19 protein-coding genes are annotated in these 22,160 nt (G+C 57.1%); 9 read left to right on the forward strand and 10 right to left on the reverse strand.

Annotated elements, in window-relative coordinates:
* Positions 1-6 precede the first annotated feature (6 nt).
* The 3 genes from ACX3VQ_RS11160 (at position 7) to ACX3VQ_RS11170 (ending at position 4,215) form a co-directional block, all read left to right on the forward strand.
* The gene (locus ACX3VQ_RS11160; protein ID WP_462581125.1) at positions 7-1,461 is read left to right on the forward strand and encodes a glycoside hydrolase; all 1,455 of its coding nucleotides are present in this window, start codon (positions 7-9) and stop codon (positions 1,459-1,461) included.
* 118 nt (positions 1,462-1,579) lie between these two features.
* Complete coding sequence (locus ACX3VQ_RS11165; protein WP_462581127.1) at positions 1,580-2,692, forward strand: GNAT family N-acetyltransferase; 1,113 nt, start codon at positions 1,580-1,582, stop codon at positions 2,690-2,692.
* Positions 2,689-4,215 carry a lipopolysaccharide biosynthesis protein gene (locus ACX3VQ_RS11170; RefSeq protein WP_462581128.1) on the forward strand — a complete coding sequence of 509 codons (1,527 nt, stop codon included), beginning with the start codon at positions 2,689-2,691 and terminating at the stop codon, positions 4,213-4,215. Before ACX3VQ_RS11165 ends, ACX3VQ_RS11170 begins: the two co-directional genes overlap by 4 nt.
* A 49-nt stretch (positions 4,216-4,264) precedes the next feature.
* On the opposite strand, the gene ACX3VQ_RS11175 is transcribed toward ACX3VQ_RS11170, so the two are convergent.
* The 7 genes from ACX3VQ_RS11175 to ACX3VQ_RS11205 form a co-directional block, all read right to left on the reverse strand.
* A complete protein-coding gene (locus ACX3VQ_RS11175) occupies positions 4,265-5,365 on the reverse strand; it encodes a glycosyltransferase family 8 protein (protein ID WP_462581129.1) in 1,101 nt (366 codons plus the stop codon).
* 51 nt (positions 5,366-5,416) lie between these two features.
* Positions 5,417-6,649, reverse strand: a complete 1,233-nt coding sequence (locus ACX3VQ_RS11180; RefSeq protein ID WP_462581130.1) for a class I SAM-dependent methyltransferase — start codon at positions 6,647-6,649, stop codon at positions 5,417-5,419.
* The gene (locus ACX3VQ_RS11185) at positions 6,646-7,911 is read right to left on the reverse strand and encodes a class I SAM-dependent methyltransferase (protein WP_462581131.1); all 1,266 of its coding nucleotides are present in this window, start codon (positions 7,909-7,911) and stop codon (positions 6,646-6,648) included. The genes ACX3VQ_RS11180 and ACX3VQ_RS11185 overlap by 4 nt, the downstream gene beginning before the upstream one ends.
* A 10-nt stretch (positions 7,912-7,921) precedes the next feature.
* Positions 7,922-8,977: an NAD-dependent epimerase/dehydratase family protein gene (locus ACX3VQ_RS11190; RefSeq protein ID WP_462581132.1), complete on the reverse strand. Its 1,056-nt coding sequence runs from the start codon at positions 8,975-8,977 to the stop codon at positions 7,922-7,924.
* On the reverse strand, positions 8,901-9,782 hold the full coding sequence (gene rfbF / locus ACX3VQ_RS11195) for a glucose-1-phosphate cytidylyltransferase (RefSeq protein WP_462581133.1): 882 nt from the start codon (positions 9,780-9,782) through the stop codon (positions 8,901-8,903). Before rfbF ends, ACX3VQ_RS11190 begins: the two co-directional genes overlap by 77 nt.
* A gap of 3 nt (positions 9,783-9,785) precedes the next feature.
* On the reverse strand, positions 9,786-10,703 hold the full coding sequence (locus ACX3VQ_RS11200) for a glycosyltransferase family 2 protein (RefSeq protein ID WP_462573075.1): 918 nt from the start codon (positions 10,701-10,703) through the stop codon (positions 9,786-9,788).
* 377 nt (positions 10,704-11,080) lie between these two features.
* Positions 11,081-11,392: a hypothetical protein gene (locus ACX3VQ_RS11205; RefSeq protein ID WP_462581134.1), complete on the reverse strand. Its 312-nt coding sequence runs from the start codon at positions 11,390-11,392 to the stop codon at positions 11,081-11,083.
* 517 nt (positions 11,393-11,909) lie between these two features.
* Here ACX3VQ_RS11205 and ACX3VQ_RS11210 point away from each other — a divergent pair.
* Positions 11,910-12,623 carry a GIY-YIG nuclease family protein gene (locus ACX3VQ_RS11210; protein ID WP_462581135.1) on the forward strand — a complete coding sequence of 238 codons (714 nt, stop codon included), beginning with the start codon at positions 11,910-11,912 and terminating at the stop codon, positions 12,621-12,623.
* A gap of 167 nt (positions 12,624-12,790) precedes the next feature.
* On the forward strand, positions 12,791-14,035 hold the full coding sequence (locus ACX3VQ_RS11215) for a polysaccharide pyruvyl transferase family protein (protein ID WP_462581136.1): 1,245 nt from the start codon (positions 12,791-12,793) through the stop codon (positions 14,033-14,035).
* Here ACX3VQ_RS11215 and ACX3VQ_RS11220 read toward each other — a convergent pair.
* Positions 14,006-14,881 carry a glycosyltransferase family 2 protein gene (locus tag ACX3VQ_RS11220; RefSeq protein WP_462581137.1) on the reverse strand — a complete coding sequence of 292 codons (876 nt, stop codon included), beginning with the start codon at positions 14,879-14,881 and terminating at the stop codon, positions 14,006-14,008. The two genes, ACX3VQ_RS11215 and ACX3VQ_RS11220, sit on opposite strands and share 30 nt — an antisense overlap.
* A 183-nt stretch (positions 14,882-15,064) precedes the next feature.
* Here ACX3VQ_RS11220 and ACX3VQ_RS11225 point away from each other — a divergent pair, with 183 nt between their 5' ends.
* From ACX3VQ_RS11225 to ACX3VQ_RS11240, 4 genes are all read left to right on the forward strand, one after another.
* Entirely contained in the window at positions 15,065-16,696 is a 1,632-nt protein-coding gene (locus ACX3VQ_RS11225; protein ID WP_462581138.1) for a glucosamine inositolphosphorylceramide transferase family protein, read from the forward strand.
* Positions 16,693-18,042 carry a glycosyltransferase family 4 protein gene (locus ACX3VQ_RS11230; RefSeq protein ID WP_462581140.1) on the forward strand — a complete coding sequence of 450 codons (1,350 nt, stop codon included), beginning with the start codon at positions 16,693-16,695 and terminating at the stop codon, positions 18,040-18,042. The genes ACX3VQ_RS11225 and ACX3VQ_RS11230 overlap by 4 nt, the downstream gene beginning before the upstream one ends.
* Before the next feature lie 2 nt (positions 18,043-18,044).
* Entirely contained in the window at positions 18,045-19,178 is a 1,134-nt protein-coding gene (locus ACX3VQ_RS11235) for an aspartyl/asparaginyl beta-hydroxylase domain-containing protein (protein WP_462581141.1), read from the forward strand.
* Between the two features lie 93 nt (positions 19,179-19,271).
* Positions 19,272-20,051, forward strand: a complete 780-nt coding sequence (locus ACX3VQ_RS11240; protein WP_462581143.1) for a glycoside hydrolase family 16 protein — start codon at positions 19,272-19,274, stop codon at positions 20,049-20,051.
* A gap of 7 nt (positions 20,052-20,058) precedes the next feature.
* Here the strand turns inward: ACX3VQ_RS11240 and ACX3VQ_RS11245 are convergent, their stop codons facing one another.
* Together ACX3VQ_RS11245 and ACX3VQ_RS11250 are read right to left on the reverse strand one after the other, a co-directional pair.
* Positions 20,059-20,916 carry a proline dehydrogenase gene (locus ACX3VQ_RS11245; RefSeq protein WP_462581145.1) on the reverse strand — a complete coding sequence of 286 codons (858 nt, stop codon included), beginning with the start codon at positions 20,914-20,916 and terminating at the stop codon, positions 20,059-20,061.
* A gap of 1 nt (position 20,917) precedes the next feature.
* Positions 20,918-21,988, reverse strand: a complete 1,071-nt coding sequence (locus ACX3VQ_RS11250) for a GNAT family N-acetyltransferase (protein ID WP_462581146.1) — start codon at positions 21,986-21,988, stop codon at positions 20,918-20,920.
* Positions 21,989-22,160: the final 172 nt, after the last annotated feature.

Genomic DNA, 22,160 nt, shown 5'->3' on the forward strand with positions numbered 1-22,160 from the left:
AGGGCAATGGAACTCACCATTATCGGCATGGTCCAGATCCTGATCGGCACCTATGTCGTGCTGGCTGGCAGCGTGCGAGGCGCACTTATCTTTCTTGTCATCAGCGCGCTTCTTGATGGTTCCGCCGCCATTTCACTCCCTGGCTTGGGGGGCTCATCCATCCCGCCGGTTCAATTCGCGCTGCTGTTTACCAGCCTGAGAATTCTGGCTCCAAAAGGCGGCTATCTCCGCTTTTTGCCAGCTGCTGTGAGCGAGAATAAATGGATCGTCTTCTTTGTTATATACGGCATGGTCTGCGCGTACCTGGCGCCGCGCATGTTCGGAGGCATGGTGGATGTTTTTCCCATGCGGCCGGACCCATCGATGGGCCCCTTCGACACCGTCCCACTGCAGCCTACCTCGCAGAACCTGACCGCTGGTTTCTATCTGTTGGGCGCACTGCTGCTCGCAATCTCAAGCTATATATTTTGCCGTCTCCCCTCGGGTGGTGACGCCCTGGTCACGGCGCTCATCCTCGCCAGTTGGCTTCATATAGGAACGGGTGTTCTTGACCTGCTGACACGTGGGACGAGTTTCGAGGTAATCCTCAGTCTATTCCGAAATGGTGGTTACACACCGCTCGACTTGTCCATTTCAGGCTTCATCCGCATCAGAGGCGTGCTTCCAGAGGCATCGAGCTATGCTGGCCTGGGCTTCACTCTTTTTCTCGCGATGGCTGAATTGTGGTACCGGTCAATCCGGACACGGGCGACGGGATTGGCGGCTGCGGCTCTTGCACTGATGCTGGTGTTAAGCACCGCATCAACCGCATATGTGGCGCTTGGTGCCTACGCCCTGTTCTTCACTTTTCGCGCAATGATCTTTCCTGCTGCAACCCCGCCCGGGAAATTGGCGCGCGCGGTAATTGCAGCCTGCGGTATTCTGTTCTTACTGGCCGTCCTCATGGCGACTATCCCTCGGCTGCCATTCGCCGTTTATGAGTTGATCGTTGACATGACAGTCGGAAAGCCAGCCAGCTTTTCCGGTCAGCAAAGGCTGTTCTGGGCTCTCCAGGGTTGGGACAGCTTCATTGCTTCGTATGGACTGGGAATTGGCCCGGGCAGCTTTCGATCATCGAGCATGGTCACGGCCATCCTCGGTTCGACCGGATTGATCGGCATGGTAACATTTGGAATCTATCTGAAATCGGTTTTCCAGGCTTCGAAGAAGTCGACCTGGGGTATCGGCCCGATCCCATACCAGTCCATCGGCGGTGCTCTGGCATCCGCAGCGGTGATGAGCCTCGTACCAGCAGCAATATCCTCACCTCATGCGATACCCGCCGCCCTGTTTTCCATCATGGCCGGTGCTGCGATAGCCTTGCGGACGAGCTTGGCAGATGTGGCCGAAGAACTGAAACCCCGGTTTAAGGAGTTTCGCTGGGAAAGCCGGGTTAAGACGGAAAAGGTCACCACTTCGTGACCCGCCCGCGACTGCCCTGCCCCGCAGCCACCCAGACAGCTGCCATGCCCTGCCAAGCTCCGGGCCAGGCTCCGGGCCGGGCACCCGCCGAAGTCATTCGGCTGGGAAAGTGAAGGCCATGCGAAGCCATTCTCTGCAAGCCAGCGAGCTTACGCCAGACCTGATCAAACTCTGGAAGACGTTCTGCCGGGCAAATCCCCTCTATCACAGTCCGTTCTACTGGCCCCAGTTTACGCAGACAGTTGCCGAAGTCCGCTGCGATGTACGCATTGCCATTTTCGAACAACATGGCGACGTAGTGGGATTCCTGCCATTCCATCTTTTGCGGAGCGGCGTTGGCAAGCCGGTTGGTGGGCAGCTCAACGATTATCAGGGACCGATCTTGGCTCCAGATGTGCGGATCAATCCGCATAACCTGCTTCAGGCGGCGGGAATTTCCTCTTACGACTATAATCATCTGCCAGCCTCGTTTGAGGAACTGACTGCCGATGCACAGGGCAATTCAATTTCACCGCAGATGAATCTTGGTGAAGGATACAATGCGTTTGTAGCGCGCAAGGATTCCAGCTGGACCAAGGCAAAGCGCGAAATGCGCCGGCGAAGCCGCAAGACCGAGAAGGACATCGGGCCGCTTCGCTTCACATTCCACGATTCCCACGATAGTGTTTACCGGCGCCACATCGAGATGAAGAACGCTCTATATGTGCGAGCCGGCACGCAATTTCGGATCAGGTCCGATTGGACTGGCGAAGTGCTTGAGAGGCTGCGTCATTTTTCCGACCCCGAATTTTCAGCCGTCATGACGACGCTACACGCTGGCGACAGGCTATTGGCAGCGCATTTCGGATTGAGGACATCAAGCGTCTGGCATTGGTGGTTCCCGTCTTACGATCTTGCGGCCTACAAGCTTGGACCAGGCATCAATCTGGTGGACCGATGCGCTATGGCAGCGGAGCAGCATGGCATTGCCCTGATCGATTTCGGCCGGGGCGACGGTGCATTCAAATTGTTGTTTGCCGACCAGTATGTCGACCTGTGCGAAGGTGCGATCTCGCGTCCGGGGAGTTTGGCCAAAATCCTCAGGAATGGAACCAATGCGGTGGTAACGGTCGCCGAGCGCCTGCCGCTTGGTCGCTTCGGCACATATCCCCGCCGTGCGGCAGCCAAATTCGTTTCAGGGGTGGTGTTGCCGAACGATGCCCAATCCGCCGGTCATCGGAACGTGCTTTGAATCTGCGGCTGGGCGTAGTGCGCGGTGCATTCTCCCTTGGGGGCGCGCGCGTTGCATCGAACCTGCTCAGCATCGGCGCAATACTTGTCCTTGCCAGGCTGTTGACGCCAGAAGATTTCGGCATCGTCGCGATCGCGACAGCCATCCTCACGGTCGTGCAATCCTGCACCGAACTCTCGCTCAACAATGCCCTGATCCAGAAGGACGAAGTCGACAGATCGCACATTGATACGGCGTGGACCATGGCACTGATCCGCTCGATCATCATCTGCCTGTTTTTCGCGCTGGCTGCATGGCCATTGTCATTGGTCTATTCGAACGCCGACATGGTCCCGGTCTTCATCGTTTCAGGGATCACCGGTGCGATGATCGGATTGCAAAACCCGCATATCTGGTTGGTGACGAAGAAGATGAGCTTCGCTTCCCTCGCCCTGGTGCAGTTTTCGCAGAAAGCGGCCGGAGTTGGCCTTGCAATCATTCTTGCACTGATTCTGGAATCCTATTGGGCCATCATCCTTGGCAATGCATTTGGCGCGGTAGCCGCAGCCTTGCTGAGCTATCTGCTCATTCCCTATTGGCCTCGTCTTTCGCTCAAGCATGTAAAGGAAATCTGGGCATTCTCAGGCTGGATTTTCCTCAACCAGCTATTCGAAACATTGAACTGGCGGATCGACCAGCTGATCATCGGCCTCGTCGTTCCCAAGGCCCAGTTGGGCATCTATGCGATGGCTGACAATTTCGCGGTCATCCCAACCCGCGAAACCATACAGCCCATCAAGCACGCGCTTTTCCCGGGTCTTGCCAATCTTTCGAAGGAAATGGCGCGGTTGACCCGGTCGCATCTGCTTGCACAATCCTCCATTGCCATGTTGATTGCGCCGCTTGGCATCGGCCTGGCGTTGGTAGCCGGGCCTGCGGTCAAGATCGCGCTGGGGGATCAGTGGCTGGCTGCGATCCCCTTCGTGGAGATTTGCGCCCTCTATTATGCTTTGGGTACCTTCACCGTGGGGCTGCAGCCGGTCGCCATGGCGCTTGGCAAAACGAAGCTGCTTTTCATCCGCCAGATCATCGCAGTATTCGTCAAGATACCCTTGATCGTCGGAGGTTTGATTGGCGGAGGGCTGATTGGCGCAGCCATCGGCCGTCTTGTCAGCGAGCTGATAACTGTGATGATCGAACTGCTGTTCTTGCGTCATCTCCTGAATATCTCGTTGGCTCATCAGGTGAAGCATCACGGCTTCACGATCTGCGGTCTTGTTTCGATGACATTCGGGGTATTTGCTGTCGACCTTCTGCTCGCAAACGCCAATGTCGGCGTCACGATCAACCTGGCCGCAAAAATTCTGGCGGGCGGCGCATTCTATGCCGCGGCCATCTGCATGGCATGGCTCGCAACCGGACGGCCAGCAGGGCCTGTTACCGAGATCGTTACTCTGGTTCAGCGGGTCAAAGCCGGGCGGAGGAGCCGCCATGAGTCCAAGGCTCAAGCTGATGGCACCCTTGACCAGAACTTGCCGAGTTGAGTTGCCAACCCGCGAGCACGCAATGTTGCAGCATTGACCTTCGCGCTGGTCAGGCGAGGCCTATCGGACGGCCCTTGCCGTGCCCGTCCAGTACTCCCTCTGGTGGGCGGATGAAACTGCGCTCGCCATGCGCTTCGGAAACAAGCGCGCGAGCCATGTCCTCGACATCCTTGCTGTTTCGCGGCGCCCAGGGAAGTTCGGAATTGTCGGAGCGGTGCCTTGGCACCTTCATCATATCCAGAACGACAGGCGCATAAAGCGCAAGCGCGTTGCGGATTTTTGGTGCGTAGCGGAACCTCAGAAAATCGAGCTGCGAGCGGATCTTGTCGCCAGTGGTTTGTTCAGGGATGAACCCCGACCAGATCGTATCGCGCAATTCCTCCCGGTACCATTGTGCCGCATCCGCCCACCGGGGTGGCCGCCTTTTCGACCAGGGCTTGGTCGAGGTATAATGTTCCAGGTATGGGGTCAGCTTGCCGCCAAAGTTGAGATAAGTCTCGTGCAGATTCCACCGCGGATCGAGTGGCAACCACTTTCCTTCAAGGGCATGGTTGAGCGCGTCCTGATCGGGCGCCTCCATGCAGCCTTCAGGGTTGTCGACCAGAAATTGTCGTGCGCGTTCGAGTGCGCCGTCCGCCAACAATTTTGGCCAGTCGAACACCATCACGCCTGACTGAAGGTAAGGGGCGTCATCAGACAGAAACAGGTCCCGGCGGCGGCGCCTGATGTTGCCGCTCAGGTAGTATACGAAATCGTGCACTGCGGCAGCGGGAAACCCTTGCAGGTCCAAGGCTAGCAGTGGCTCGATCGAGGCCATGATGCGCGTATCAGCGTCAAAATAGATCAACCGATCGACTTCCGCACCGAAGATCATGTCGAAGTAGAGCCGCAGATAGGCCGCTCTAGGCCATCTCTGGTTGATCGGCTTGATCTGTTCATCGACGAAATCGGGGAGGATGATTTTTGCCGGTACACCCTTGTTTTCAAAGAATGCCCGCGCCGCTGCGATATCCCCTTCGCTGACATCGCAACAGACCAGGTTCAGGCTGACATCGTATCCATCAGGCAAATGATCGGCGACCGATTTGAGCTGGCAGCAAGCTGCCGGCAAATAGCCGCTATCCGTTGCCGTTGTAATCGCGATCTTCATGTCAGCTGCGACCTCAAATATGATCCTTCCTGGATAGGTATCCGATTTCCATCACAGCCATACCACATTGCAGGACACGCCCATGGCCAAGAGCGACTGCGAAATCTCGCCCTCGTAGATCCGGTTCATGACAATCACCAATCCCGGCTGTATCTCCACCAGCTGTTCAGGCGGGACAATCAGCTGGCCTGTACCCGGCATGTAGTGATTGTGGCGATTGGGATTGATGTCAGTGACGAAATCGACCTGGTCGGCAATCCCAAGCGATGTCAGGAACGACACGGCCTTCGAGCCTGAGCCCCAGAGGACCACCGTCTTTCCTTCGGACTTCGCTTGCTGGACCTTTTCGCGCCAATGCTGCTTGTGAAGTTCGAGCCGTTCCGCAAAGCTGCGCACAAGATCGGCAAGTTCGTCGATCGCGGCGCGTGTCCCCGTTGCCGAATTCCCGGAGCAAGGCACCGCTTCGATCGTCAGGTACTGATCATCATATTCAATGGCGGTCCTTGTGACCTTGAAACCGCTCCGTTCGAACAAGTGGCGAAGCGAACTCTCGGTGAAATAGGAACAATGCTCGTGGTAGATATCCTCGAAGGCGCAATGCCTGATGATCCGGTCTGCCTCGGGCACCTGGAAGAACACCACGGTCTGCCTGGATTCGTCCAGCCCGGCACGGATCGTTTCGATGAACTCGGAAGTTTGCGTGATGTGCTCGAGTGTCATCTTGCAGCACAGGAAATCCGGCTGGACCTGGCAATGCCGCGGTTCGAAATATTCGGGAATAAGCGTGACCCGCTCTGCACCGGGCACTCCTTCGAGCCGCTCCGGCAAGGCGCTGGGGTCCACCCCCACGCCGCGATTTTCTCCCAGCTGCGAAAGCAGCACAAGAAACTCGCCCTTGCCGCAGCCGATCTCCATCACGTCCCGACCGGACAGGCCGTGCCGCTCGATCATTTCCTCGGCAAGGTTGCGATGGAAGCGTGAGAATGTTGGCGAGAAGCCCTGGGTCTCCTCGTAACGCCCGGAATACTCGGTCAATTCCTGCTTGAAGCTGGCGTTGTAGATAAAGCCGCAACCATGGCAGAATCGCAGCGCGATGGAGCCCTTGTTGCAGTTCAGCGCCTCTTCCCGGGTCTCGAACAGGATGCACGAGTTTGTGGGGACGTTTTCAACCTCATGGAAGAGCTCGGTCCTGCCGGAGTTGCAAGTGGGGCAGGTGAACTGCTCTGAAAGATCATCAGCTTGGGAAATAGTGTCCGCCGCCAGGAAGCTATCGCCAAGGTTCATGCGACAATCCTTGGATGTGGCACGGGTATGATGAACTGACCGCCTTGCGCCAGATAGGCTTGCTGCTGCGCGATGATTTCATCCGCGAAGTTCCAGGCAAGCATCAGGACATAATCGGGCTTGCGCTCGGCCAGAGCTTCAGGTTCAAGGATCGGCAGGTGGGCACCAGGCATGAACTTGCCTTGCTTGTTGACGTTGCGATCAACCACGAAATCAATCTGGGTCCGGTCCAAACCGCAGTAATTGAGCATGGTCGCCCCCTTCGCAGCGGCCCCATAGGCAGCGATCGAATGCCCCTTCGCCTTGAGGTCCGCGATAAGCGCAACCAGTTCCTTCCTCAGCGTATCGACCCGCGAGGAAAACTCGGCGAAGAAGCTGGCCTGGTCGAGGCCAATCGCGCGCTCATGGGCAAGCATGCGGTTGACGCTCTGCTCGACCCGCTCGCTGGGTTCGACGAAGATGCGCAGCGACCCACCATGGATCGAAAGCTCCTCGACCCGGTTCAGGAAAAGTCCGTGCCTGCGGAACAGTTTGTCCAGCGCCGTAAGCGAGAAATAGCACAGATGCTCATGATAGATCGTATCGAACTCTATGTGCTCGATCAGCGGCAAGAGATACGGCATCTCGATCACCGCTACACCTGTCGGCTTCAGGATCTTTGCTATCCCGGCCACAAACCCATTGGTGTCTGAAACATGAGCCAGGACATTGTTGCCATGCACGACGTCCGCCAGGCCATGGGTTTCGGCAAAGTCTGCAGCGAATTCCTCGGTAAAGAACTCGCATAAGGTCGGCACTCCGATCTTTCTGGCAGCAGCGGCAGGCCCGTCCGCAGGGTCGATACCGATTACAGGAACGTAGCTCTCGACATAATTGCGCAGCAGGTAGCCATCATTGCTGGCGAGCTCGACCACAAGGCTCGAGGGTCCAAGCTTTCGCTCCTCAAGCTGTGCCAGCGCATTCGCACGCGAATGCTCCATCAATGCTGGTGAGAATGACGAATAATAAGGGTAGGCATCGGCAAACAGGATTTCCGGCGCGACTGTCTCCAGGATCTGGACAAGCGAGCAGTCCGGACAAAAAGCGACAACAAGCGGAAATGTCAGCTCAAGCTCTTCCAGCATCTCTTGGGTCAGGAGCCTGTCGGCCAGCGGTGTAGAACCCAGGTCAAGGAATGGTTCGAGCGAATGTCCGCCACAGGAACGGCAGCACGTCTCGGTGCGCGAATATTTGCCGGGTTGTTCCAGGAAAATCTGGTTCATCATAAGCCTTTCAGGCGGCAACCATTTGCCGGACGGGAAAAAGGTCCTCGCCCACTGTACCCTGGGCGATCCTCTGCTTCATGTGGGCAATGCGTTTGAAGCGAGGGCCCTCGAAGTCCTCGAGCGTCAGGCCGCTGGAAACGAATGCATCATAGAGTTGCTCAACGCCGCGGCGGCACGTCCATTGCGGTTTGAAATTGTGCAGCTTTCGCGCAATATGGTTGCAGTCGACCCGGTAGTTACGCACATCGGGGCTTGCGCCGGCGGAAAAGCCGATCCGCGAATTGGGCACCACATCACGGACTATCTCTGCAATTTCCCTGATCTGGTAGTTTTCCGAGGTTTGGCCGACGTTGAACACTTCGCAGTGCACTGCGCTGCGATCGGCTTCAAGGCTGGCAACATAAGCCAGCGCTATATCCTCGACATGGACGATCGGGCGCCAGGCGCTGCCGTCGCTCTTGAGATGGACTTCGCCAGTCGTACAAGCCCAGGCTGTCAGATTGTTTACGACGAGATCGAAGCGCAGCATCGGCGACAAGCCGTAAGCTGTCGACGCGCGCAGGAACGTCGGGCTGAAGCTTTCATCGGCATAAGCCTCGATGGAAATCTCCGCCTCGACCTTCGAGACGCCATAGGGCGTTACCGGGTTGAGCGCCCCGCCCTCATCGATAAACCCATCGCCCGACGCGCCATAATTGGAGCAGGATGAGGCATAGATAAAGCGCTGTACGCCGGCCGCCTTGGCCAGACGGGCGAGATCGATCGAGGCCTTCGAGTTGATTTCCTGCGTAAGGCCGGGCCGGTAATCGCCCAGCGGATCGTTGGACAGGCCCGCAAGATGGATGATCGCATCGAGACCGCGCAGCTTGTCTGCGGCAAAGGGATCAAGCACGAATTCCCTGATATCTCCCCCGATCGAGGGAATCTCGGCGGTCTCCGGAAGGAAAAAACAATCCTCGAATAGATTGCTGTCAAGGCCAACTAGATCATGACCGCGCTCCAGCAGGCGTCGAGTCAGCACCGTACCGATGTACCCGCGGTGCCCAGTCAAAAGAACTTTCATTGGTCTGGTCCTTCCATATCTTCCAGGGCGCCTTTCCAGACGACCAGTATTCATTGAGTAGCTGCTTTTCGCGCATGGTATCCATGCACTGCCAGAAGGACTCATGGCGGTAAGCCATCAGCTGCCCATCCTCGGCCAGCCTCGACAACGGGCGATGCTCAAACATCTCGTCTTCGTGATCGATGTAGTTCATCACTTCCGGCTCAAGGACGAAGAAGGCACCGTTGATCCAGCCCTCGCCGATCTGCGGCTTTTCGGTGAAGTCAGTGATGAGGTCCCCGTCAAATTGGAGGTGACCATATCTGGCTGGCGGCCTTACCGCGGTGAGTGTCGCCAGCTTTCCGTGGGATTTGTGGAAAGCCAGGAGCTTGCCGATGTCGATATCGGCAACACCATCACCCCAGGTCACCATCATGGTCTGGTCGCCGAGCCAATGGGCCAGTTTCTTGATCCGGCCGCCCGTGCCTGACTTCATTCCGGTTTCGACGAGGTCGACATTCCAGTCAGGGACGCAGTCCGGAGAATGGCGAAGAACCCCGCCCTTGCGCGTGTTCAGCGAGATCGAGCCCGACACACTGAAATGTTCGCGGAACCACCGCTTGATGTAATCGCCCTTGTAGCCCAGCGCGATGCTGAAATCGTTGAAGCCATAGTGCGAATATATCTTCATGATATGCCACAGGATCGGCATTTCACCGATTTCGACCATCGGCTTCGGGCGGGTCTCGGTTTCCTCGGAAAGACGCGAGCCAAGTCCACCGGCGAGAATGCCGACTTTCACTTTCGTCAGGTCAAAACTTGTCATGTCCTACACCATCTTGCTTGCTTCGTGGTTGCGTTGAGGCTTCGCGAAAACCCGCTTCGCAGCCTGCGCAGCAGCGGGTGAAACCATATGGACCAGTTCAAGGCCGTATCTTCCCAATTGTATCGGGAGCAGGCTTCGCCGGATCAGCGCCGCACGCAGCGGCCAGGGCGAAGTGATGTCGCTGTGGCGGGAAGCAATCTCGAACAGATGGAGCGCCAGTTGCAGATGTTCAGCTGCTGCTCCGCGGCTCTTCCTGCCGGTTTGCCAGAAGCTGCGCTGGACCTTGTCATCGATGTTGATCGAGCGCTGCTCGTGTTCGCGATTGTAGAAGATCGCTTCCTCGACCCGCAGGAATTTTCCCATGATCGCGGCTTCGGCCAGCACTGCCCGGTCCGAGCCGTAATAGGGGCGATGAAGGGTAGAGCGCTCCAGGTTTTCCCTTCTGAAGACGCCGAAAATGGGAAAGCATGTGCCTGACAGTTCAATCGCTCGCTGGAACCGTTCAGCGGGGCTGTCGCTTTCCAGCGATGGCGTTTCATCGCCCACCGGACGTACGATTTCATTCTTGCCCGTAATGCCGAGCGTCGACCCAAAGGCCAGCGCGACATCCGGGTTGGCATCCATCACGCGAATGCAGGCTTCAAGGTAATTGGGGCTCAGCGTATCGTCATGAGCGCACCACTTAAGATATTTTCCTCGACCGTGCTTGAAGCCTAGATTGTAATTCGCCGACGCACCGATGTTGCGGGGGTTTCTGATCAATTCGATGCGGCTGTCCTTCGCGGCGTATTGCTGGACGATTTCGCGCGTGTCGTCTTCGGACGCATTGTCACAAACTATCAGTTCGAAATCCGTAAAGGTTTGGGCAACAATCGAATCGAGCGCATCCCGAATAAAATTCGATCCGTTGTAAACAGGCATTGCCAATGTAACTTTTCTATTTTTCTCTGACACTATCTTTCAAGCCTGTTTTTGCATTAGATCCCGCAACTATAGAGAAAGCCATTTTGTTTGATTCATAGCTTCTTATTTTTGAAGGCCAATCGGTGCGGGTCTGCATTCTCATTGACTAGCCATCCTCCCACCATTCATATCGCCTGGAGGCCGCGGGCGGGAGACGCGCACTGTGCTTAGACCGAACGCGCATCCGTCTAATCCGAAAGGACGAATTGCGGGCAGCGCTCGCCGAGCGTGCAAGGTCAGGAAGCGGAGCTGCTCAAGCCCCGGCTTCGCGAGATATTGCGCCCGAACTACGTTATCACCGGGCCGAAACCCGATGTGTCATTGTCGCAGTGCGATCAGCGGTTGCAGGTATCAGTCTTCTGATCGATACGATCAGCAAGGCCGCGCAAGATCTTGGGAAGGCTGGCCTGCATGCCGAACAGGTCATAGAGGTTCATTGTGGCGCCCAGCATGGCAAACCCTACCATTTCGCGGGGCATTCCCTGGCCAACAAAGCGTGCATAGCCCGCCATCAGCATGTCCGACACTTCGACCATGTCGCTAAAATGCACGGCACCATTCGGATCGAAAGAATTTCCAAGCTCGTGGTAAAGCCAGGCGTGATCCGAAACGTCATCATATATATCAGTCGCTTGCCTGTTAGCCATGACGATCTCGACCACTCCTATACTTGCCGTTGGCCAGCTATCGGCTGGCATCATGCAGGAAAGCCCCCAAAACGCTCACAGTCATGCACAGCACCCAAATTACAAGTTCCGTCGCTAACGGCAATCCCAACCGGTCCCACTAGTTCGCTATTTCCAGACCGAGGCCGATTGCGCAAAATCAATGTCCTTAAGGTCTAATCCGATGGAAGAGGCGCGGTGCACAAGTACCGGATCAAGTGATGAAATTACTCTGATCGGCGTTCGTCATTAACGGCTAACGGGGGGCTGAAGTTCTTCAAATCCAACCAGTCAGAGCGTTTATGCAAGCAGCGCGGCTGCAAGGCTTCACCGGTCAAAATTGAACTAGTCCGAGATATCCTTTGCAGAAGCAGCGCCCTGCACCCTAGGTTGAATTTTTGACCAAGGTTTGAAGGTTTTTCGTTGATCAGACAAAGCTGCCCACAAGGCTTTTTTGATCTGCCAGTTTCAAGCGGGTCGATATAGCGGAGTGTGTTCGATGAGTGGGCAAGAAGGGACCGCCTTCATCCTGACGAACGATGCAATGCCGGGCTTCGTAAGGTTTGAATATACAGCCAAGGACGATTTGGCGAACAAGATCCGCAAGATCAATGACAAGGATCTCCCGATCCCGTTCCGCTTGTATTATGCCGCCAAGGTGCCCGATTGCGAGTCACTGGACCGGAACCTGCACTATCTTTTCTCTGACCATTGTGATGCGCGCGATTCACGGTTCTTCAGGATGAACCCGGACATGTTGCGCGCCGCGATCGAACTGGCTGCCACAACAACCGTGAATTTGAGCGACGAGGAACTTGGCATTTCCCCGCAGGTGCGCGCACGCATGGAGCAGATCAAGGCTTCGCATGACGCGTCCCGCTTCGGAGCGTTCAGCGCAAAACCCGATACTACGCTCTACTTCTCGAAGGATACTTCCATCACCTGCACTGCGCTGGATAACGGAATGGTCAAATATGAAGGCGAAACTGTAACCCCGCAGGAAGCGACCTTGCGTGCCCTGCACAGGATCGGTTTTGACTGGGCTGAGGTGTCCGCGACAGATTACTGGGTGCGGCATGAGTTTCAGCCTTCGTATGCAGCCCAAGCCAAAGCCAGTTCTACCTTCGTCTATGATGAGACCCAGCATGTGCCCGTTGCTCGCAACGATGCCGATGAATCGCCGGTGATGTTCATAAGAAACAGGAAGATATAGGCGCAGGAAACCCATCCGGTCCTGAATCGCGATTGGAAAGGAATGCAGTTCAAGGCACCAGGAAATCACATGCGACCTTGTTCGATGCCTGGCCCTTTTACACTGGATCGCCTTCGGTCCGGAACTCTGATAGCGAGACCGCAAACTGGATCCGAGCGGCTGCTGTCATGAAACGAATTGCCCTTCTCAACGTCAAATTCAGCCCGAATTTGGGCGATGGTGTCATTGCCGAATGCCTTGAGAGCGAGCTTGCCCGCGTCCAGCCGGATTGGCAGGTCCATTCGATCGATCTTGCCGGAAGGGAAAGCTTTGGCAGCGGTTTGGATGCAGGGCGCGGCCATGTTCTGAAGTTCCTTGATGCCCTGCCCCCGCTGTTGCGGAGCATGGGGACCGTTACGGCCCTGGTCGCCCTCATCCAGTTAAGGTACCGGAAAATCTGGCGACGGCAGCTGTCGGGAGTGAGCGGCGTGATAGTTGGCGGAGGGCAGTTGCTCGCCGACACGGATCTCAATTTCCCACTCAAGCTGTATACGGCACTGGGCGAAGCGCGGCGTGTCAATGCGCTGCTGGCTGTCTTTGGCGTTGGCGTTTCAGAGCACCTGTCGAAACCCGCGCGGCGCCTTTTCTTGAAGGCCTTTTCCCGTTTTGGCCTGGAACATGTGGCTGTCCGGGACAGCGTGTCGCGATACAACTGGAATCGCCACTTCGGGCGATCCGGTTTGGCCAAGGCCAACCTCTGTTCAGATCCCGGGCTTCTGGCAGCGGATGTCTATACGGCCAAACCGTCGCCCAGAAGCACTGGCATTCCTGAAGTTGGCATTGGCATCGCCAATCCTAGAACGCTTGATCGTCACTCCAGGGATGACGACGACTTTTCATTCAACACCGCGCGGGATTTCTGGTGCGCACTTGCAAAAGAACTGCTCTCGCGCGGGCTTGGCGTTACGCTGTTCACAAACGGGCCGCAGGACGGCGAAGCCTTTCTGGAAGTCGTTCTCGACGCTGTCGATGACCCAAGGGTAAAAAGGATGCCGCGCCCGCTCGTTCCGAGCGACCTGGCAGAAACGGTCAGGTCTTTTGACGCCATCGTTGCGCACAGGCTGCATGCCAACATCCTGGCCTATGCTTTCCGGATCCCGCATGTTGGCATGGCGTGGGATCCGAAAATGGAAGCCTTTTTCGATAGTGTTGGAAGGCGGCAATATTTGGCCAACCACACACAGTCCGAACCAGGTCAGGTTGCCGATTTGATTGAGGCATCGCTTCGTGAAGGGATTGACAGCGATGTACATGCCGAAGTGATCATCAAGACGAGGCAAGCGATCGAGGCTTGCGCCCGTGAACTTGATTCAGCCATATCTGCGCGCGGCGACCGCAGCCGGTCACAGTTCCAGAATTCGGTCCGGGCGTGACTGGCCCCGCAAGATATCGAGAAGGCCCACCAGATTGCCCTTGAGCCGCCCGCGGCGGTCAATGAAGGGTTCGGGCCGGACGGATCGTATCAGGTTCACCGCCAGATATTTTATGATGTTCTCGTACATCGGCCGCCTGGGGGCAGTGCCCTTCCGAATGAGATAGACGGCATTGGCTATCTGCGAATAGCCCAGGCGAACGCCAGACGTTCGAGCTGCCTTGATACCCCGGTGTGCGCCAACCAACCGGTCCAGCCTGAGAAGGCGGCCTTCCTGTAGCAACTGGTTTGTAAGATCGAGATCCTCAAGCCAACCGTAGAGAGGCATCTTCTCGTCAAACCGCCGGCTGCCAAGTGCCTTTGTGCGGACAGCCATGTTGCAGCCGTAAAGGCCGAAAAGCTGTGTCTCGCGCTCGCTCCCCTTCGGAAAATGCTCGGTCTGGCGGCGGATCGCTGCAAGCGCCTCTTCGCGCTCCAGCCCTGCTCCGTTCACGCCGTCGGCCACCACCAGGCCTGTCAGACCGGCAATGTCATCATCGGCAGCGAAGGCATCCTCCAGCCGCTCCAGATATGTTGCCTCCGGAATGAAATCGTCATCGAAAAATACAATGATATCGCAATCTGAAACAACGTGATCGAGCGCGCAATTTCTTTGCACGCAACTTCCCTTGCGCTCACACAGCAACGTCTCGTTGCCCAATCTTGCGTTGGGCATCGGAGCATCCTCAGCTGTCGTAACCGCAAATATGACCCGATCCGGCAACCGCGTCTGAGCGCAAAGATCATTGACCAGATCTTCAGACGCCTGGCGCCTTCCCAACGTGGCAACGATCACCGCAATTCGCACTTATGATGTCTCCGGTCATCCCGCTGGCAGCCAGTAGTGACAGGCCGAAACCCATAGCCTTCGGCCACCTCCGCCTGTGCAGCGGCTATATCGGCAGGTTCCCCGGATTGCAGCCCTAACCAACATTCGTACCACTTAATATTCCATGCCGGGAGGGCGATGTAGCGGTATGAAGTAACCACTATGTCCAAGAGCGAGTCATTGGCGCCGCCGTTACGCGTGGGAATCCTGATCTATCCTGGTCAGGACTTCGAGCCATGGGAACTCTCGCTGTTTGAACGCCTGAACCGGCATCCCGCGATATCGCTCGAGGCATTCCTCACCGACCAGCGTTTTGCCCGCAAGCGCAAGCCCTCTGTAATTCTTCAGGCCCTGTCAAAAATCGAGAAGGCGTTGTTCTTGCGGGCTGGGAAACCATACGCGCGCCTATCGGGTGGGAAACTCGGCAATATCCCCAGCAGGCCCGCGCATGATGAAGCCATGGCTGAAGCCGGGCTGGACGTGGTGCTTTCCCACCTGCCTGGCGCACATGCGGATTGCCTGCCCAACTGCGGCAAGGAGTTCTGGGAATATCACTTCTACGCGGACGCTTCAGGGCTGCCCGAACTATTCGGTTTTCATGAGAGTCTGGAAGCCATTCCGATTACGCAAAGTGCGATTTTGCGCCGGATGCACGACGGCTCGAGGGAAGTCATCGCCACCTGCACGACCAACACGAAATTCAGTGCAACCCTCAATGCGCAATATGCCAAAGACATGTTGCCCGCGCTGGTCGAACGGGAAATGCTCGGGAAATTGCGGCAGAGAGGCGGTAAGACCCGCTCTGCCGGCCACGCTGCCTCAATGCCCCCCGCGCCATTCCCCGAGTTCGGCTGGCGCGAAGTGCTGCGCTATGGCGCCAAACTGATTGGCCGGACTGGCAACCGGATCGCCAAACTCGCTCTCGCGCGCATGGGAGGGCAACCAGATAACTGGTCGCTGGTTATCGGCGAGGGTGACGTGCTGAGTTCAAGCCTGGATAACTTGCGGGAGCTGCCGCAACCGAACGGCGAATTTCGGGCGGACCCCTTTCTTTTCCGCAAGGGCGGCGAAAGCTGGGTGTTCTTTGAAGCCTGGAACGGGAATGGTCATGCGGCCAAGATTTGTGTCGGCCGCCTGGATGGGAGCTCGATCAGGGACGTGATCGGGATCGAGCTTGGCGACGTCCACCTCTCTTACCCCTACGTGTTCGATGCCGGTGGCGAAACTTTCCTGATCCCCGAAACTCATGAACGGAATCGCGTCGAGATTTGGCGCTGCACGGACTTTCCGGGCAAATGGACACCCCATGCAACCGCTCTTGAGGAAACATCTCCGGCTGACACCACCCTGATCGAATGGGACAAGCAGTGGTGGATGTTCACCAACCTGTGTTCGGGGAATATTCTCGACCATTGTATGGAGTTGCACGTCTTTCGCGTCGACGGGCCCGATTTGCAGCATGTCGAGCCGCACCCCATGAACCCGGTAGTCCTTGATACGACAAGCGCGCGCAACGCTGGGCGCCCATTTGTCAGGGATGGCCGCCTGATCCGCCCCGCACAGATCACCAGCCACGGCCTGTACGGTTACGGATTGAAGTTCATGGAAATCACCGAGCTTTCGATGGATGCCTATTCCGAAAGGGAGGTCAGAAGGATCGAACCGGATCGGGCCCAGGCGACTACAGGGTGCCATCACATCGACAGCTGTGATGATCTCTTCATCATGGACGTGAGACGTGCTTACGGGTCCAGGTTCTTGGGGGCGCGTCCTATTGCGCTCAGCGCTTCATGATCCCCGACCCGATCATCATTATCAACGATGCTTCGAAACCGGTCGGAGGCGCCACTTCGCTGGCCCTGCTTTCCGCCCGCCTGTTCGCGGAAAGCGGATACGAAGTTGTCTATGTAACCGGGGATTCGGGCGAGGCACACGATCTGCCCGCCAATGTGGAAATTGTCGCGCTCGGGGGCAGCCCATTGCTCTCGCTGCCGTTTCTGGAGCGCATTGAGAAAGGACTGTTCAACAAAGCGGCGTATGACTTTACAAGACAGGTTATCCGCAAGTTCGACAGCCCCAATGCTGTCTATCACTTGCATGGCTGGGCACAAATTCTGTCACCGTCAGTGCTTTACGCGCTCGCGAGCGTTGAGGACCGCCTTGTCATTCACGCCCATGACTTCTTCCACGCATGCCCCAATGGGACTTTCTTCAATTTTCGCCAGGAAAGCGTTTGCAGTCTCCAGCCCATGAGTCTCGCGTGCATGAGCACCAATTGCGACAAGCGGAGCATATCGCAGAAGACTTTCCGTGTGGCGCGCATGGCAGTGAAAAGGCACCTTCTCGATCTTGGTACAACTGATGCCCTTGTCGCTGCCATTCATCCATTCATGAGCGAGTGGTTGCAAAAAGCCGGCATCGCCGAAGACCGTATCCGGGTAGTACGCAATCCGGTGAAGCCCTTTCGGACAACCAGGGTTAAGGCGGAACAAAATTCCGACCTGTTTTTCATCGGCCGGGTCGAGCAGGAAAAAGGCGTTGAATTGGCGGCAGAAGCCGCTCAGCGGGCAGGCCGCCAGCTAAGAATTATCGGAGATGGTTCAGACCGCCCACGCCTGGCGAAAAAATTCCCCGATATCGCCTGGGAGGGCTGGTGCTCTCACGCGCAGATAGCCGAACTTGTCAAATCCGCGCGGGGCTTGATCATGCCCAGCAGGCTTCCCGAGCCATTTGGGCTGGTTGCCCTCGAGGCGCTTCAATGCGGTGTTCCGCTTGTAGCGTTCGCGGATTCTTTTGTTGCGCGTGAGGCTGCCGAGATGGGGTGCGCTTTCCTGGCCGCTGATCGACAAGCCGGTTCCCTTGCAAAGGCCGTTCAAAAGCTTGACGATGACGAAGCGGTGGAGAGCGCCAGTCACAAGGCGTTCGATTGCACCATGGCCCTTTCATGTACGCATGAAGGGTGGCGGGACGAATTGCTGGCGCTTTATGATGAGCTGCTTCGCACGGCCAGATCGAAGGGCCTGGACCAGAGTTCTGCACATGCCGGAATTGCCGATTCTTCGGCCAGCAGCATGGCTGCGGCTAACCGTCAGATCATGGGCAAGCTTGTGGGAATGAATAACACAGACGGAAGAGGTTGATCATGGACGGTTTGGCAGGATTCAAACGGTTATTCGCCTTCCTCGTCGCACAAGCGGGCCTGCTTTTGGCATGCGCAGCCTACCTCGCATACGTCGCAATCCATCACTCCGCCCGGTCGGACCTGGCTGCTGCCGGTGCGTTTGCACTAGTGTTTACTGCCAGCTCTCTGCTGGTGCTGAGATACGCTTGGCCCATCGGCACCAATGGTGTCGAACTGTTCTGGGGGACAAGCGTAAAGCTGCACATCGAGCGTTTATTGCAGCCCGCCCTTGTCCTTGGCGCGCTTGCAATGCTGGCCTCGGCAATGTTTCTGCTGCTCGCAAATGATACCTACCTGGCCAGAGCCATTGAGATCGTGCTTACCGCCGTCGCGATTGGCGCACCTCTCGCAATTTCCTTTCTGCTGATGATTTCGGCCGTCCGACGCTTGAAAGCTTACCGGCGAAGCCTCGAGCTTATGGCTGCGAACGATCGAGCAGGAGTAGCGCTTGAGAGAGTGCGTGCTTCGATCAATAGCGAAGCCGGCAATAGCGACACGACCGTCAGGCCCAGCCCCCAAGGCTTCACATTCGCCGGTCTGACATCACGGCCATGGCATGATGTGAAGGATTTTCCGTGGGTCAAGGCATTCGAGGATTCTATTGACGAGATTACCGGGGAATTTGAGGCTGTAAGCAAGCGGCACAGGGATGAAATTCACGCCTACAAATACGCCGGCCTTGAAGGTGACTTCTGGAAAAGCTTCCAGTTCGTGACCAGGCACCGCGAAATCCCGGAATGTGAAGCGATGTGTCCCAAGACAACTGCATTGTTGAAGACGATCCCGCACTATCCCTCGTTCCGCGATGCGATGTTCTCGATCCTGGATGGGGGCGGAGTCATCCAGCCGCACCGGGATGTGTCCAACGTCTTTCTGACCATGCATTTGCCGCTCATCGCGCCGGGCAACGGCTTCATCGAAGTTGGGGGGCTGCGCCGCGAATGGCGCAAGGGCGAGGCAATGATCTTCGATTCATCCTATCATCACCAGGCGCAGAATAATTCCGACGAAGTCCGCGTGGTATTGCTGGTGGACTTCCTGCACCCGGATTTAACGCCCGAAGAAGCCGCCTGGATCGCTGCGTCACGCCTCTAGGTTCGGAGAAACATGGCTGAACGGAATGGAGGATTAGCCGAGATGTCACAATGGCCCCATGGTTTAGCGCTTCAGATTTGTTCATCACTGGCCATGCTGAGCCTGTTCAGCTGTGGAGGGGCCGCTGAAACAGCCGCACCCAGTGAATTGGAGCTCTCTGATTTCGAACCATCATTCAGGGAGGAATTCGATAGCCTCGATGTCTCCGAATGGGGGTGCCTTTCCAGGTGGATTGCGCATACACCCTGGGCGGGGGATTTCGGCTCCGCGCGGTTCATGGCGCCGCAGCGCGGTTTCCCGTTCGAAACACGGGACGGCATCCTGCGGATCGAAGCGAAGAAACTGGCTGATGGCAGCTGGGCCTCGGGCATGTTGTCATCCTGGGATGCCTGTAACAGCGGCTTCGCCCAGAAATATGGATATTTCGAAGTCAGGGCCCGCTTGCCGGAGGCGCCCGGATTCTGGCCCTCGTTCTGGCTGATCGGCGTCGACAAGCGGCAGGGGACTGCCGAGATCGATGTATTCGAATATCTGACGCATGATCCCGACAGGCTCAGCCTGGGGATACACAAGCATCCGCGCGTCGAAGGCGAAGCCAGGCAAACCTTTTCCACGCATCACAGTGTCGCCGCCGGAATGCTGAACAAGCAATTCAACACCTTCGGCGTTGAAGTCAGCGAGGAAGAAATCGTGTTTTATTTCAACAGGCAGGCGATCTGGCGGACGCCGACGCTCGAAGAAATGAAGCAGCCGATGTACATGCTCGTCTCCTTTGCCGCCGATACGAGCCAGATGGACGAGACCACTCCGGATTCAGTGCTGATGGAAGTCGATTATGTACGAGCCTTCCAGCGCAAGCCGATCGGTTTCTAATTATGGCTTAGACAGCTTCGCGTTGCGGCACGTTGAATTTGCGCCCCAGGATTGTGTCGCGTGCCAACCAGTAAAGCATGATCGGATTGGCGGCTGCACGCGAAAGCGAATAGGGCAGCCACGCCGATCCATATGGCAGGTAAACCCGTGCCGCCGCACCGAACCGTTTCCCCTCCTCCATCGCGGGCGCGATTGGCAAAGGGAAAACAAATTCCTGTTCGAACGGCGTGCCAGCCTCGGCAAGGATTTCCATCGCCTTACGGGCAAGCGGCGCATCATGTGTTGCGACGCCAACGAAGGAAGCGCGCCCGGCCAGGCGTTTGATCACTTGCAAATATCCCTCTCGCAGGTCGATGTCCGGATCGGTCGGGTCAGCCCATTGCCCCTTTACGACCCGCACTCTCACGCCAAGCTCGATCGCCCGTTCGGCATCTTCCAGGCTGCGATGCCAGCGCCCCGGAATGGCCCATCCCATACCCTCGGGGCCGGTTTTCTCAAGCGCCGCGATGATATCATCCGACTTATGGGGGTCATGGGAATCGAAGATCACCGGAAAGCCGAGCTCGCGCGCCCTTTTGACGACCCGGTCCACTTCCTCCTGCCGCTCCCAAAGCGCGGGAAGTTTCGCGGCCAGCGCCAGGTCGAGGCCTCGCTCAGATCCTTGTGACAGGATCTGGAGATATTCGCTCGCCACTATTGCTGGCTCTTCGGTGCCATCGTTCCAGTAACATAGCGTGCAGGAAAAGCCGGCCTCGCGGACGCGGCCTGCCAGGCTCAATGCTTCACCAAGGTCATCGCCTGCAACATAGGTGCGCGTCGCGCGCTTCACGATCGGCATCACTATGGGCTTGATTATGTTTCGCAACTCAGCCTCCGTTTCGTTTTCTCAGACGCGCTGCAATCCGTTTGGCGGCCAAGCCGATGGCATCAGAGAGAAAGGCACTGACACCTTGCAAATTGTAGGGGTAGGTCCGGATCGTGGCGATCGGGCGAGCGTGCGAGGCCCAAAGCTTGGTCCACTCGGCTTCCTTGCCCAGAAACTCATATCCTTCCAGCCCGCGTTCCGCCGCATATTTGATGGTCTCCCGCATGAGGAGGTTGCCGGGCGAAACGTGCTTGTAGGCCTCGTCATAGCCGACCTTGATCAACCAGAAGCGGTTTTCGCACTCGACCGCAAATTGCATGGCAGCCGCCACACCGTCGATGCGCATGAAGCACAATCGCAAAATGCCTGCCTCCATCGCGCTTCTGGCATAGGCACGGTAGAATGCCTCAGTCCTTTGGTCCTGCTTTATTGCGGTACCCGAACGGCCCTTCCAGCTTCGCGCCTCGATATCGAATGCCTCGTCCATCAGCGCCTCAAGCGTCTCAGAACTGGGCTCGACAATCTCGAATGTTACTTCGCCAGATGACTGGGCCTTTCGCGCCATTCGGCGGAAATCCGATCGCCGCCGATTGCTGAAGTGGTTCTCTGGCTCAGTCCATGAATGATCGAGATCAATCTTCGGCATGGCGCCCATCGGCTGCCGGGCCATGACTACCCACCCCTTGCCGCGGTAGGCCTGTACCAGGTATTCATGAAACGGTGTGTCGATCGGGTGATGCCCGAACCGTAGCGGGAGGCCGCTGATCGCGATGGTTTCCGCAAGGTCTCGCAGCGTCTGCTTATCCTGCGCAGCGACCTCGACAGATTCCCAGATATCTTCCGCACCCAGGAGAACCTGCCTGCGCGGACCATTCGCCGGCTGGGCAAATGGAGCGACAGCAAGCGGTTTCGACTGCGGACCGATGACAAAAGTCCGAACGTCTCCGTTCGCCAGCGTATCCTGGTAGGCGGACGCCCATATATACTGCCGCATCGGCGTGCGCGGCCGTGCAGGTATTGCGTCCCATACCTCCCGATCGATTTCGGAGAGGGGAATAGTGGCGGCAATCATCACACTGACCGTTTAGCTCAAGTGTGAAGTTGGCGTGAAACGCTCTTATGTCGTACCGCCTTGGGGCAGTTCCCCATGCCTGGCAGGGCTAATACGGCCTAGCGACCCGGTCGCCACTTGCCTGCGCGCGCGCGGGACTGGATATAGGCCGGGCGGGACACGGCAGGACGCG

This window comes from Altererythrobacter chaiwopuensis (genome assembly GCF_054957735.1).